The organism is Mycobacterium sp. TH-M103 (genome assembly GCF_057473785.1).
Window position 1 is genome coordinate 1 of sequence record NZ_JBYCLG010000221.1, and the last position, 12,984, is coordinate 12,984.

At 70.0% G+C, this 12,984-nt stretch carries 11 protein-coding genes and 2 pseudogenes; 6 read left to right on the forward strand and 7 right to left on the reverse strand.

Features of this window, described 5'->3' with window-relative positions; translation table 11 throughout:
* Positions 1 to 164, forward strand: a 164-nt coding sequence (locus AC2VOR_RS12780) for a GreA/GreB family elongation factor (RefSeq protein WP_486963906.1), incomplete at its 5' end; no start/stop codon positions are given.
* Positions 165 to 185: 21 nt separating this feature from the next.
* On the opposite strand, the gene AC2VOR_RS12785 is transcribed toward AC2VOR_RS12780, so the two are convergent.
* The 4 genes and pseudogenes from AC2VOR_RS12785 to AC2VOR_RS12800 all read right to left on the reverse strand — a co-directional run bounded on the left by AC2VOR_RS12785 (position 186) and on the right by AC2VOR_RS12800 (position 4,685).
* Positions 186 to 1,355 carry a cystathionine gamma-synthase gene (locus AC2VOR_RS12785; RefSeq protein WP_407685613.1) on the reverse strand — a complete coding sequence of 390 codons (1,170 nt, stop codon included), beginning with the start codon at positions 1,353 to 1,355 and terminating at the stop codon, positions 186 to 188.
* Positions 1,356 to 1,363: 8 nt separating this feature from the next.
* Positions 1,364 to 2,107, reverse strand: coding sequence for an RDD family protein (locus tag AC2VOR_RS12790; RefSeq protein WP_461479861.1), 744 nt, complete (start codon positions 2,105 to 2,107; stop codon positions 1,364 to 1,366).
* A gap of 79 nt (positions 2,108 to 2,186) precedes the next feature.
* Positions 2,187 to 3,579, reverse strand: a pseudogene (locus AC2VOR_RS12795) (cystathionine beta-synthase).
* A gap of 32 nt (positions 3,580 to 3,611) precedes the next feature.
* Positions 3,612 to 4,685 carry an alpha/beta hydrolase gene (locus tag AC2VOR_RS12800; RefSeq protein WP_369737335.1) on the reverse strand — a complete coding sequence of 358 codons (1,074 nt, stop codon included), beginning with the start codon at positions 4,683 to 4,685 and terminating at the stop codon, positions 3,612 to 3,614.
* Between the two features lie 245 nt (positions 4,686 to 4,930).
* Here AC2VOR_RS12800 and AC2VOR_RS12805 point away from each other — a divergent pair.
* Positions 4,931 to 5,735, forward strand: a pseudogene (locus tag AC2VOR_RS12805) (SGNH/GDSL hydrolase family protein); the annotation flags it as partial.
* Positions 5,736 to 5,966: 231 nt separating this feature from the next.
* A complete protein-coding gene (locus tag AC2VOR_RS12810; protein ID WP_369737334.1) occupies positions 5,967 to 7,184 on the forward strand; it encodes an acetyl-CoA C-acetyltransferase in 1,218 nt (405 codons plus the stop codon).
* Positions 7,185 to 7,242: 58 nt separating this feature from the next.
* On the opposite strand, the gene AC2VOR_RS12815 is transcribed toward AC2VOR_RS12810, so the two are convergent.
* On the reverse strand, positions 7,243 to 8,088 hold the full coding sequence (locus AC2VOR_RS12815) for a Bax inhibitor-1/YccA family protein (protein WP_369737333.1): 846 nt from the start codon (positions 8,086 to 8,088) through the stop codon (positions 7,243 to 7,245).
* Between the two features lie 260 nt (positions 8,089 to 8,348).
* On the opposite strand from AC2VOR_RS12815, the gene AC2VOR_RS12820 reads away from it, so the two are divergent.
* Genes AC2VOR_RS12820 through AC2VOR_RS12830 form a run of 3 tightly spaced genes read left to right on the forward strand, consistent with a single transcriptional unit; the run spans position 8,349 to position 11,934 of the window.
* Positions 8,349 to 9,386 carry an enoyl-CoA hydratase/isomerase family protein gene (locus tag AC2VOR_RS12820; RefSeq protein ID WP_486963899.1) on the forward strand — a complete coding sequence of 346 codons (1,038 nt, stop codon included), beginning with the start codon at positions 8,349 to 8,351 and terminating at the stop codon, positions 9,384 to 9,386.
* Between the two features lie 14 nt (positions 9,387 to 9,400).
* Positions 9,401 to 10,183, forward strand: coding sequence for an enoyl-CoA hydratase (locus tag AC2VOR_RS12825; protein ID WP_369737331.1), 783 nt, complete (start codon positions 9,401 to 9,403; stop codon positions 10,181 to 10,183).
* An 8-nt stretch (positions 10,184 to 10,191) separates the two neighbouring features.
* On the forward strand, positions 10,192 to 11,934 hold the full coding sequence (locus tag AC2VOR_RS12830; RefSeq protein WP_369737330.1) for an alpha/beta hydrolase: 1,743 nt from the start codon (positions 10,192 to 10,194) through the stop codon (positions 11,932 to 11,934).
* On the opposite strand, the gene AC2VOR_RS12835 is transcribed toward AC2VOR_RS12830, so the two are convergent.
* Both AC2VOR_RS12835 and AC2VOR_RS12840 read right to left on the reverse strand, forming a co-directional pair.
* Complete coding sequence (locus AC2VOR_RS12835) at positions 11,931 to 12,320, reverse strand: rhodanese-like domain-containing protein (protein ID WP_486963900.1); 390 nt, start codon at positions 12,318 to 12,320, stop codon at positions 11,931 to 11,933. The two genes, AC2VOR_RS12830 and AC2VOR_RS12835, sit on opposite strands and share 4 nt — an antisense overlap.
* Positions 12,320 to 12,880, reverse strand: a complete 561-nt coding sequence (locus AC2VOR_RS12840; protein WP_369737328.1) for a cysteine dioxygenase — start codon at positions 12,878 to 12,880, stop codon at positions 12,320 to 12,322. Before AC2VOR_RS12840 ends, AC2VOR_RS12835 begins: the two co-directional genes overlap by 1 nt.
* Positions 12,881 to 12,984: the final 104 nt, after the last annotated feature.

The following is a 12,984-nucleotide window of genomic DNA, read 5'->3' on the forward strand; positions in this document are numbered from 1 at the left end:
GCCAGGAGGGCGTCAACGACGGCAAGCTCGAGGTGTACTCGCCGAACTCGCCGCTGGGCGGCGCGCTGATCGACGCCAAGGTCGGCGAGACCCGCAGCTACACTGTTCCCAACGGCAGCACCGTCGAGGTCACGCTCGTCAGCGCGGAACCCTACCACTCCTAACGCCTAGTGCTGGCGCGCGGGTTAGCGCAGGGCCTGGTCGAGATCGGCCAGCAGATCCGCCACGTCCTCGATGCCGACCGAGAGCCGCACCAGGTCGTCGGGAACCTCCAGCTGCGACCCGGCCGTCGACGCGTGCGTCATGGCGCTGGGATGCTCGATCAGCGACTCCACCCCACCCAGGGACTCGGCCAGGATGAACACCTCGGTGCGGGCGCACAGTTCCTGGGCGGCGCGCCGCCCGCCCCGCATCCGCACCGAGACCATGCCGCCGAAGCCCCGCATCTGCCGCGCCGCGACCTCGTGCCCCGGGTGGCCGGCCAGGCCCGGGTACAGCACGGTGGTCACCGCGGGGTGCTCGGCGAGGAATTGCGCCACGGCCAGGGCGTTCTCGCCGTGGCGTTGCATCCTTAGCACCAGCGTCTTGAGGCCACGCATCGCCAGGTAGGCGTCGAACGGGCCCGGTACCGCGCCGGCCCCGTTCTGCAGAAAACCGAAGGCGGCGTCCAACTCCTCGTCATCGGTGACCAGCGCGCCGCCCACCAGGTCGGAGTGGCCGCCGATGTACTTGGTGCACGAGTGCAGCACGACGTCGGCGCCCAGCGTCAGCGGTTGCTGCAGCGCGGGTGAGGCGAACGTGTTGTCGACCAGCACCCTCGCACCGCGGTCCGCCCCGAGACCCGCGATGGCGGCGATGTCGGCGATCGACAGCAACGGGTTGGTCGGTGTTTCGACCCAGATCAGCCGCGTCTGCGGGGTGATCGCGGCGCGGACGGCGTCCAGGTCCGCCAGCGCCACCGGCGTGTAGCCGACACCCCATTGGGTGAACACCTTGTCGATGAGGCGGAAGGTGCCGCCGTAGGCGTCGGTGGGGATGATCAGGTGGTCGCCCGGTCTCAGCATCGCCCGCAGGGCGCAGTCGGCGGCGGCCATCCCGGAGCTGAACGCCCGCGCGAACGCGCCCTCCTCGACGGTCGCCAGCGAGGCTTCCAGCGCGGCCCTGGTCGGGTTGCCGGTGCGCGCGTACTCGAACCCACCGCGCAGGACGCCCACACCGTCCTGCGCGAACGTGCTGCTGGCATAGATCGGGGCGTTCACAGCCCCGGTCGCGGGATCCGGCGGGTAGCCGGCGTGGATGGCCCGGGTGGCCAGTCCGGCCGTCCCGCGGGGAGGTGTGCTGCGCTCTCCTTTCATCCGCGCGGCTACCTACCTCCGATCGGCAGACAAACCGTCGACATGATCTTGTCGGCCAGCGTCTGCCGCTTGGCGTCCCACAGCGGGAACAGGAAGCCGACGAAGCAGATGATCGCGTCGACGAAATGCGCGAAGACACGCAGGATGGACCGCCCGAACCCGATGGGCTGCCCCGTGACCTCGCTGACCACCTTGAAGTTGAGCACCGACTTGCCCAGGGTCGAACCGGTGGTGCCCTGGCGGTAGCCGTAGTTCCAGATCAGGTAGAACAACCCCACCGCCGAGGTCAGTGCCTGCGCCAGCACCCCGACGGGTGAGTTCTGGGTGGCGCACACCTGGTTGACGGCGTACGACGTGATGTCGGTGACGCAGGACGTCTGCTGGGTGGTCATCAGGATTCCGGTGCCGATCGAGTGCAAGATGACGTAGGGCAGGATGTCGATGACGAACGCCAGCACCCGGGAAAACCACGACGTGTAGTCGCTTTTCGGCAGGGTGCGGATCGCCGGGCCGGGCGGCGGGGGCGCGTACCCGCCGGAGGGCGGGGGCGGCGGGGGGTAAGCCCCCCCGCCGGGCGGCGGGGGCGGCGGCGGGGAGGACGGGCCGGGGGGCGGCGGGTAAGCGCCTCCGCCCGGCGGTGGGGGCGGCGGTGGCGCCTCGTGCTTACCGGCTTCCGGCTCAGGCCCGCCGGAGGGCCCGGGCGACGACGGCGGGGGCGGGTAAGCGCCGCCGGGTGGCGGTTGATCGGTCATGGGCAACCTTCCGCTGCGGAGTTGGTCGAACCGGGCCGACCCACATTACCTGAGACGGGGGCCGCCCAAGAGGTCTCCCCTAGCGCCGCCGCGGCACGTCCGAGAGGAAGCCGAGCAGGTCCTGCCGTGTGATGACACCGACGGGTTTGCCCTGTTCCACCACCATGAGGGCGTCCGAGTCGCGCAGGGCTGCGCCGGCCACCGAGCGACTCGCCGGCGCCGATCATGCGCAGCGGCGGGCTCATGTGTTGCGATACGGCGTCGGCCAGTCTGGCGCGACCCTCGAACACGGCCGAGAGCAGTTCGCGTTCGGAGACGCTGCCGGCGACCTCGCCGACCCGCACCGGGGGCTCCGCGCCGACCACCGGCATCTGTGACACGCCGTATTCGCGCAGGATCCCGATGGCGTCGCGCACCGTCTCGGAGGGATGGGTGTGCACCAGGGCGGGCAGCGCACCGGATTTTCCGCGCAGCACCTCGCCTACCGTGGGTTGCTCGGTGGAGCCGTCGAGGCGGCTGCGCAGGAACCCGTACGACGACATCCAAGCGTCGTTGAAGATCTTCGACAGGTAGCCGCGGCCGCCGTCGGGAAGCAAGACGACGACGAGGGCGTCGGGTCCGGCCCGCTCGGCGACCTCCACCGCGGCCACCACCGCCATCCCGCACGAGCCGCCGACCAGCAGCGCCTCCTCGCGAGCCAGCCGCCGCGTCATGTCGAACGAGTCGGAGTCGGACACCGCGATGACCTCGTCGGGCACGCCCGGGTCGTAGGCCGCCGGCCAGAAGTCTTCGCCGACCCCCTCGACCAGGTAGGGCCGGCCACTGCCGCCGGAGTACACCGATCCCTCGGGGTCGACGCCGACGATGCGCACCCGCCCGCCGGACACCTCCTTGAGGTAGCGGCCGGCGCCGGTGATGGTCCCGCCGGTGCCGATCCCGGCGACGAAGTGGGTGACCCTGCCGTCGGTGTCGGCCCAGATCTCCGGGCCGGTCGTCTCGTAGTGGCCGGCCGGTCCCTCCGGGTTGGCGTACTGGTCGGGCTTCCACGCCCCGTCGATCTCTCGGGTCAGCCGGTCCGAGACGCTGTAGTAGCTGTCGGGATGCTCGGGCGGCACCGCCGTGGGGCAGACGACGACCTCCGCGCCGTAGGCGAGTAGCACGTTGCGCTTGTCCTCGCTGACCTTGTCGGGGCACACGAAGACGCACCGGTACCCGCGGCGCTGGGCGACCATGGCGAGACCGACGCCGGTGTTGCCCGACGTCGGTTCGACGATGGTCCCGCCCGGTCTGAGCTGCCCGCCGGCCTCCGCGGCATCGATCATCTTGGCCGCGATCCGGTCCTTGGAGCTGCCTCCGGGGTTGAGGTATTCGACCTTTGCCGCCACGACGCCGGCACCGGCGGGGACGACGGCGTGCAGGCGCACCAGCGGGGTACCACCGATCAGGTCACTGATGTGCTGCGCGATCCGCATCCGCTCATCGTCTCAGGCGCACGTCGGGCCGCCTAGCCGGTGGCCTCGCGGATGTACTCGCCGATCTGGCGCAGCGAGCGGACCGCTTCCGGCACCATCGGCGCGGCCAGCTGGAAGTCGTGGATCTGACCGGGCCAGACGCGCAGTTCGGCCGGGACCCCGGCCGCCGCCAGCCTGCCGGCGGCCAGCTGGGCGTCGTGCAGCAACACCTCGGAACCCGAGACGTGGATCAGGGTGCGCGGCAGCCCGGGGGTGATGTGCTCCAACGGCTCGTAGATCTCCTCGGGTTTGCCGTCCACCGTGTTCTTGGCTGCCGAGCTGGTGACGAGGACGTCGAGGGCGTCGAACGCCTTCGGGGGGAACATCGCGTCGCTCCTGATGTTGGGGTGCGCCTGCTTGCACTCCTTCGCCAGCTGCAGCAGCGGCGAGATCGCCACCAGCGCGGCCGGTACCTCGCTTTCCTCTTCGCGTTGCAGACGTTGCGCCAGCGCGAGCGCCAGGTAGCCGCCGGCGGAGTCGCCGGCCAGCACGATCTGGTCGGGCTCATAGCCGCGCTCACGCAGCCACCGGTATCCGTCGTGGCAGTCGTCGAGGGCCATGCCGATCGAATGTTTGGGCAGCAGGCGGTAGTTGACCACCAGGACGGGCGCGTCGGCGAACTCGGACAACGCTTCGACGAGCCTGCCGTGCGAGTTCGCCCCGCAGGTCAAGAACGCGCCGCCGTGCAGGTAGACGACGACCCGGCGGGTGCCGTCCGCGGGCAGGACCCCGGGCGCGCGCACCAGTTGCGCCGAGGCGTTGCGCAGGTTGATCGTCTCGCGAACGGTGGCCGTCACCGGGAGCAGCACCCGCGACGCGAAGTCGATCAGCCCCCAGGGCCACGGCACGTGAGGGGCATGGCTGCCCACGGCAAGCACCGGCCGGATCGTCAGCCGCGCGGCCAGGCCTGCCACCCGCGCGGCGATGCTGGGCCCGGATTCGAGGACCTCGACCGGTGCGCCGTCGCTGATGGCGAATCGGCGGGCCCGGGCTCTGCGGGCCTTGAGGACATCGTGGGTGCGGACGGGGGGTCGGGGCGAGCTGTATTCGTCGCGAAATGCGGTCATGCTCAACACTTCCTACGTCTTTGTAGTCCGATACGGCATGCGACGCGGCAGCTAAGCGTCTGGTTACCGGCTCCCGCCGCGCCATTCAGCTAACCCGTCGAGCGTCAGCTTGACACGCGTTGCCACAGAAGGCGATTGAACGGCCAAAGTTGATACCACATCTGATTCACAACGTGATCAGTTTGTTCAGAAGGCGCCCGCGCAAACCCCCGAGCCGGTCTAAACTGATCACCGTGACCATCCGGGTGCCGCGTCGTTCGACGATCGCCCTGGCCACAGCAGGGGCTCTCGCCTCGACGGGTACCGCGTACCTGGGCGCTCGCAACCTGCTGCTCGGCCAGGCGACGCACGCGCGCACCGTGATCCCGAAGTCGTGGGACATCCCGCCGCGGGCCGACGGCGTCTACGCGCCCGGCGGCGGTCCGGTCGAGCGATGGTATCGCGGCATTCACTCCGACCTGCATGTGATGATCTTCGGCGACTCGACGGCAACCGGGTACGGCTGCACGAGCGCCGAGGAAGTGCCGGGCGTGCTCATTGCCCGCGGGCTCGCCGAACGCACTGGAAGCCGCATCCGGCTGAGCACCAAGGCCATCGTCGGCGCGACGTCGAAGGGGGTGTGCGGGCAGGTCGACGCGATGTTCGTCGCCGGCCCCCCGCCGGACGCGGCGGTGATGATGCTGGGCGCCAACGACGTGACCGCCCTCAACGGCGTCGGCCCGTCGGCGCAACGGTTGGCCCTGACGGTCCGCAGGTTGCGCACCCACGGCGCGGTGGTGGTCGTCGGCACCTGCCCGGACCTCGGCGTGATCAGCGCCATCCCGCAGCCGCTGCGCTCGCTGGCACACGCGCGCACCTCGCAGCTGGCCCGCGCCCAGGCCGCCTCGGTGCGGGCCGCGGGCGGGGTCCCGGTGCCCCTGGCCCATCTGCTGGCGCCGCAGTTCCGGGCCACGCCCGAGGCGATGTTCTCCGCCGACGGCTACCACCCCTCCCCCGCCGCCTACGCGCTGGCGGCCGACGCGCTGTTGCTGGCGCTCGTCGATGTGCTCAGCGGGAGGGACGAAGCCCCTGCGCCGGCCATCCCGGCGTCGCCGGCGCAGTCCGGCATCCCCGTGGTGTCGCGGCTGTGGCGGCGTCCGGAAGCGGGGTCATCAGCCCCGTCGTCGTACCAGCCGGTGGGCAGCGATTAGATTTGGGGTGGTCGCGTCCGGGCCCGTAGGCGGTGGGCGCACGACCGGCTCTTGAAGCGCGCACGCCCCATCGGATTCGAAGGAAATCGTCATGCCTGAAGCTGTCATCGTGTCCACCGCTCGCTCGCCGATCGGCCGCGCCATGAAGGGGTCACTGGTCAGCATGCGGCCCGACGACCTGGCCGCCCAGATGGTGCGCGCCGCGCTCGACAAGGTTCCCGCGCTCAACCCGCACCAGATCGACGACCTGATGCTGGGCTGCGGCCTGCCCGGCGGCGAATCCGGGTTCAACATGGCGCGCGTCGTCGCCGTCGAGCTGGGCTACGACTTCCTGCCGGGCACCACGGTCAACCGGTACTGCTCGTCGTCGTTGCAGACCACGCGGATGGCGTTCCACGCGATCAAGGCCGGGGAGGGCGACGCGTTCATCTCCGCGGGCGTGGAAACGGTCTCCCGCTTCGGTAAGGGCAACTCCGACTCGTGGCCCGACACCAAGAATCCGCTGTTCGACGCGGCCCAGGAGCGCTCGGCGGCCGCCGCGGCTGGCGCCGACGAGTGGCACGACCCCCGCGCCGACGGCAACCTGCCCGACGTCTACATCGCGATGGGCCAGACCGCCGAGAACGTGGCGCTGCTGACCGGGATCAGCCGCGAGGAGCAGGACCGCTGGGGGGTGCGCAGCCAGAACCGGGCCGAGGAGGCCATCAAGAGCGGCTTCTTCGAGCGCGAGATCTGCCCGGTGACCCTGCCGGACGGAAGCACTGTCAGCACCGACGACGGCCCGCGGGCCGGCACCACCTACGAGAAGGTCAGCGAGCTCAAGCCGGTGTTTCGGCCCAACGGCACGGTGACGGCGGGCAATGCCTGCCCGCTGAACGACGGCGCCGCCGCGCTGGTCATCACCAGCGACACCAAGGCCAAGGAACTCGGCCTCACACCGCTGGCGCGCATCGTGTCCACCGGGGTCAGCGGGCTGTCGCCGGAGATCATGGGCCTGGGCCCGATCGAGGCGTGCAAGCAGGCCCTGGAGCGCGCCCGGATGTCGATCGGCGACATCGACCTGTACGAGATCAACGAAGCGTTCGCGGTGCAGGTGCTGGGCTCGGCGCGCGAGCTGGGCATGGACGAGGACAAGCTGAACGTGTCGGGCGGGGCCATCGCGCTGGGCCACCCCTTCGGCATGACCGGCGCGCGCATCGCCACCACGCTGCTCAACAACCTGCAGACCCACGACAAGACGTTCGGCCTGGAAACCATGTGCGTGGGCGGCGGCCAGGGCATGGCGATGATCATCGAGCGGCTGAGCTGAACCGGCGAGCACCAAAAAAACGGCACGCCGGTCGGCGTGCCGTTTTTTGGTGAAGGAACTAGTCGTTCTGCAGGTAACTGAGCAGGCGCAGAATCTCGATGTACAGCCAGACCAGGGTCACCGTCAGCCCCAGCGCGATGCCCCAGGCCGCCTTCTCCGGCGCGCCGGCGCGGACCATCTGGTCGGCGGCGTCGAAGTCGATGAGGAAGCTGAAGGCCGCGATGCCGATACACACCAGCGAGAAGATGATCGCCAGCGGCCCGCCGCTGCGCAGGCCCATGCCCGTGCCGCCGCCGACGCCGAACATCGCCAACACGAAATTGCCGAGCATCAGGACCAGCACACCGAACAGGGCGGCGACGACCATGCGGGTGAACTTGGGCGTGACCCGGATGGCCCCGGTCTTGTAGACCACGAGCATCCCGAAGAACACCCCGAAGGTACCCAGCACCGCCTCGCCGATCAGGGCGCCGGCGCTGGCCGAGGACACCTGGAAGTTCGCGAACACGAACGAGATGGCGCCCAGGAACAGCCCCTCCAGGACGGCGTAGCTGAGCACGATCGCCGGGCTGTCCTGCTTGCGCCCGAAGGTGGCGACCAGCACCAGTCCCAGTCCGCCGAGCGCACCGATCATGGTCAGCGGCATCGCCAGCGCGGCATTCCCGGCCACCAGGAAGTAGGAGACGACCGCGGCGGCCGACAGCACGGCCAGCGTGATGCCGGTCTTGGTGACGACGTCGTCGATGGTCACCGGACGGGTGGCTTTGGCCTCCTGGTAGGGGGCCCGATAAGCATCGGCCTGGTAGTAGCCCTGCTGCACCTGCGACGCGCCCGTGCCGAAGCGCGCGTATCCGCCGCTCTGCTTGGGCAGCGAACGAAATACCGGGTTGCTAGTCTCCCGCACCGTCGGATCCTCTCTCATGGCTGTGGCTTCGAGATATGTGCGAACACACACTCAACGATCGATGGCCCGACCGGAGTTCCCGACAGAGCCGGCGTCTAACGAGTGTTTCCTGCCTCGGATGTGGTCGTCGGCTTAAACATAAACCTTACCCGCAGGCATTGCCGACCTCGGAACGATCTAGATTTCTCGTCGAGGCCGGGTTCGGCTTCGAGGCGGCCGCGCAGAATGCGAACGGATCGCGAACAAGAGGAGGCCAGGGCGTGACAGAGGGATCCGACGAGGTTCTGACCCGCGTCGAGGGGGACGTCGGCTTGATCACGCTCAACCGCCCCAAGGCGATCAACTCGCTGAACCAGCCGATGGTCGACGCGCTGCGGGCGGTGCTCACCGACTGGGCCGGTGACGACGCAGTCCGCGCGGTGGTGCTCGCCGGGGCGGGGGAACGCGGTCTGTGCGCCGGCGGCGACGTCGTCGCGGTCTACCACAGCGCCCGCAAGGACGGGGTGGAGGCGCGGCGGTTCTGGCGTGAGGAGTATCTGCTCAACGCCCAGATCGGCCGGTTCGCCAAGCCGTACGTCTCGTTGATGGACGGCATCGTGATGGGCGGTGGGGTCGGCGTCAGCGCGCACGCGAACACCCGGGTGGTGACCGACACGTCGAAAGTCGCGATGCCCGAGGTCGGCATCGGGTTCATCCCCGACGTGGGCGGGGTCTTCCTGCTGTCCCGCGCGCCGGGTGCGCTGGGTCTGCACGCCGCCCTGACCGGTGCGCCGTTCTCCGGCGCCGACGCCATCGCGATGGGATTCGCCGACCACTACGTCCCGCACGGCGACCTCGAGGCCTTCACCCGCGCGGTCGTCGCCGACGGGCCCGACGCCGCGCTGGCCCGCCACGCCGTCGAACCACCACCGAGTGAGCTTGCCGCACAACGGGACTGGATCGCCGAATGCTATGCCGCCGACAGCGCCGAGGACATCCTGGCCGCGTTGCGCGGACACGGCGCACCCGCCGCGCAGGAGGCCGCCGACCTGATCGCCACCCGCTCCCCCATCGCGGTGTCGGTGACGCTGGCCGCGGTGCGCCGGGCCGAGAAGCTGGGGACGCTGGAAGATGTTCTGGTGCAAGACTATCGGGTGTCGAGTGCGTCGCTGCGATCGCACGACCTGGTGGAGGGCATCCGGGCGCAGCTGATCGACAAGGACCGCAACCCGAAGTGGTCGCCGGCGACGCTGGCCGCGGTGAGCGCGGCCGACGTCGACGCGTATTTCGCGCCGGTCGACGACGACTTGAGCTTCTGAGAAAGGCGGATTCGGTGACAGACACGGAATACGAGACCATCCTCGTCGAGCGCGACGAGCGGGTCGGCGTCATCACGCTGAACCGGCCGCAGGCGCTCAACGCTCTCAACAGTCGGGTGATGAACGAAGTCACCCGCGCAGCGACGGAATTCGACGAAGATCCCGGCATCGGGGCGATCATCATCACCGGATCGGCGAAGGCATTCGCCGCCGGTGCCGACATCAAGGAGATGGCCGCGCTGACGTACGCGGATGCCTTCGGCGCCGACTTCTTCGCCCCCTGGGCGAAATTGGCGGCCGTCCGCACCCCGACGATCGCCGCGGTGGCGGGTCATGCCCTCGGCGGCGGCTGCGAGCTCGCCATGATGTGCGACCTGCTGATCGCCGCCGACACGGCGAAATTCGGCCAGCCGGAGATCAAACTCGGCGTGCTGCCCGGCATGGGCGGCTCCCAACGGCTCACCCGCGCCATCGGCAAGGCCAAGGCGATGGACCTGATCCTGACCGGGCGCACCATCGACGCCGCGGAAGCCGAACGCAGCGGCCTGGTCTCGCGCGTGGTACCGGCCGACGACCTGCTGACCGAGGCCAGGGCCGTGGCCACCACGATCTCGCAGATGTCGCGCTCGGCGACCCGGATGGCCAAGGAGGCCGTGAACCGCTCGTTCGAAACCACCCTGTCCGAGGGCCTGCTCTACGAGCGCCGGCTGTTCCACTCGACCTTCGCCACCGAGGACCAGTCCGAGGGCATGGCCGCCTTCATCGAGAAACGCCCTCCGAACTTCCGCCACCGGTAGGGCTTTCGATGGACCAAGCGGCTTCCGCGACCAGCACCGTCGGCCACCAACCGGCGGCCGACAGTGCGGAAGCCGGAACCGCAACAGCCACACCACGGGAGTCGGTGCTCGGCCGCCGGCAGTGGTGGCTGCGCCACTACACCTTCACCGGCACCGCCGTCGGGCTGGTCTTCGTGTGGTGCTCGATGACGCCGTCGCTGCTGCCGCGCACCGCGCTGTTCCAGGGACTGGTCAGCGGGATCTCCGGAGCTATCGGCTACGGGCTCGGCGTCTTCGCGGTCTGGCTGGTCCGCTACATGAGCGACCGGAATTCCAGCCCGCCGGCGCCGCGCTGGGCCTGGATGGTGCTGATCCCGATCGGGGCGGTCGGCATGGTGATCATGGCGATCCGCTTCCACGTCTGGCAGGACGACGTGCGCGACCTGATGGGCGTGCCGCACCTGCGCTGGTACGACTACCCGGTGGCCGCCGGACTGTCGCTGGTGGTGCTGTTCACGCTGGTCGAGATCGGGCAGGCCATCCGCTGGCTGGTCAGCTTCCTGGTCAGGCGGGTCGACCGGGTGGCGCCGTTTCGGCTCTCGGCGACCATCGTGGTGGTCACGCTCGCGGTCCTCACGATCACCGTGCTCAACGGCGTCGTACTCAAGTCCGCGATGCGCACAATGAACCACACCTTCGCCTCGGCCAACGACGAGATGAACCCCGCCACCGCGCCCCCGAGAACGCCGCTGCGCTCCGGTGGCCCGGGATCGCTGGTGTCGTGGGAGTCGCTGGGCCGGGAGGGCCGCATCTTCGTCGAGGGCGGCCCGACCGTCGAGCAGCTCACCGAGTTCAACGGGGCCCCGGCCACCGAGCCGATCCGCGCCTACGCCGGCCTGGACGCCACCACGGACGGCATCACCGCGACCGCCGAGCTGGCGGCCCAGGAGCTGCAGCGCACCGGCGGGCTGCAGCGCGCCGTCGTCGCGGTGGGGACCACCACCGGCACCGGCTGGATCAATGAGGCCGAAGCCTCGGCGCTGGAGTACATGTACAACGGCAACACCGCGGTCGTGAGCATGCAGTACTCGTTCCTGCCCAGCTGGCTGTCGTTCCTGGTGGACAAGGAGAACGCCCGCCACGCCGGCCAGGCGCTCTTCGAGGCCGTCGACAGGCTGATCCGGCTGATGCCCGAGGGGCATCGCCCCAAGCTCGTGGTGTTCGGCGAGAGCCTGGGGTCCTTCGGCGCCGAGGCGCCGTTCATGAGCCTCAACAACGTCCTGGCACGCACCGACGGGGCGCTGTTCAGCGGCCCGACGTTCAACAACACCATCTGGACGGACCTGACCGCCACCCGCGATCCCGGCTCACCGGAGTGGCTGCCGATCTACCACGACGGCAAGAACGTCCGGTTCGTCGCCCGCCCAAGCAATTTCGCGCGTCCGGACGCCGCCTGGGACGTCCCGCGGGTGGTCTATCTGCAGCACGCGTCGGACCCGATCGCCTGGTGGACGCCCAGCCTGCTGTTCAAGGAACCGGACTGGCTGAAGGAAAAACGGGGCTACGACGTGCTGCCGCAGACGCGCTGGATCCCGGTGGTGACGTTCCTGCAGGTCACCGCCGACATGGCGGTCGCCCTGGACGTGCCCGACGGCCATGGCCATCGCTACGTCGCCGACGTCGCCAACGGCTGGGCCGCCGTCCTGTCGCCACCCGGCTGGACAGCGGCCAAGACCGAGCGACTGCGGCCGCTGCTGCACTCCGGCGACTAACGGGATCCGGGCAGCCGGTCGAGCACCCCGGCGTCGGCCAGCGCGTGATAGCCGCCGACGACATCGGTGGCCCGGTGCAGACCGATGTCCAGCAGCGTGGCCGCCGCCAGGCTCGAGGTGTAACCCTGCGAGCACACGATCACCCATTCGACATCGTCGCCGACGGCCTCGGGCAGCCTGGCCTCGCTGGTCGGATCGCAGCGCCATTCCAGCACGTTGCGTTCGACGACCAGCGCCCCGGGCAGCTCACCTTCGTCGGAGCGCTGCGCCTGCGGCCGGATGTCGACGAGCACCGCCCCGCGGCGCAGCGCCTCGGGCACCTCGGCGGCGGGAAGCCGGCGGTAGCGGCGCCGGGCGGATCGAAGGACGACGTCGATGCGGCTCATCACGGCCCCTTTGGGTGGCCGGTCAGTTCGGTGCGGTTGCGGCGCAACGTGTCGGCGTCGGTGACCTCGTAGTACGACATCGCGGTCAGCGGCGGCGAGTAGGCGTGCACGCTCAGCGCCGGACGCACACCGCCGTCGCCCCCGCCCGCCCACACCACGTCGTGCACCCAGCCCAGCGGAAACCCGGCCTGATCCCCGGCCTCGAGCCGACGGCGCCGCAATCGCTCGCCGTCCCAACGGAATTCGTCGAGCGCACCGGACAACACGGTCAGCGCCCCCAGCGACCCGCCGTGGTCGTGCAGTTCGGTGGCGTGGCCCGGCACCCAGCCGATCAGCCAGACGTCGAGTTCGTCGTCGCCGTGGATGCGGGTGAACCAGCGCCGCGACTCCGGGATGCCGCCGGTGGGCAGCAGGTGGTCGCAACGTCCGCTGAGCACGTCGTCGGCGGCCCGGTCGGTGGCGTGGAGCAGGTCGGGCACCCGCAGCCGCGTGGGCCCCGAGGACGGGGACGAGATGCCGCGTGCGCGCAGGGCCGCATGACGGGTGACGGGCAGGGACATCGAGGAACTCCAGAGACGGAAAACGGACGGGGCGAGCGGCGGGGTGCTAACGCCGACAACACCTGCAAATTCCGGAGTGCTCCATCACGGCAGCCAGTGTTGCA

Coding starts and splice junctions, on each gene's coding strand:
- AC2VOR_RS12790 (WP_461479861.1), bottom strand. CDS start 2,107: ATGACCGATCAACCGCCACCCGGCGGCGCTTACCCGCCCCCGCCGTCG.
- AC2VOR_RS12800 (WP_369737335.1), bottom strand. CDS start 4,685: ATGACCGCATTTCGCGACGAATACAGCTCGCCCCGACCCCCCGTCCGC.
- AC2VOR_RS12810 (WP_369737334.1), top strand. CDS start 5,967: ATGCCTGAAGCTGTCATCGTGTCCACCGCTCGCTCGCCGATCGGCCGC.
- AC2VOR_RS12785 (WP_407685613.1), bottom strand. CDS start 1,355: ATGAAAGGAGAGCGCAGCACACCTCCCCGCGGGACGGCCGGACTGGCC.
- AC2VOR_RS12830 (WP_369737330.1), top strand. CDS start 10,192: ATGGACCAAGCGGCTTCCGCGACCAGCACCGTCGGCCACCAACCGGCG.
- AC2VOR_RS12840 (WP_369737328.1), bottom strand. CDS start 12,880: ATGTCCCTGCCCGTCACCCGTCATGCGGCCCTGCGCGCACGCGGCATC.
- AC2VOR_RS12835 (WP_486963900.1), bottom strand. CDS start 12,320: ATGAGCCGCATCGACGTCGTCCTTCGATCCGCCCGGCGCCGCTACCGC.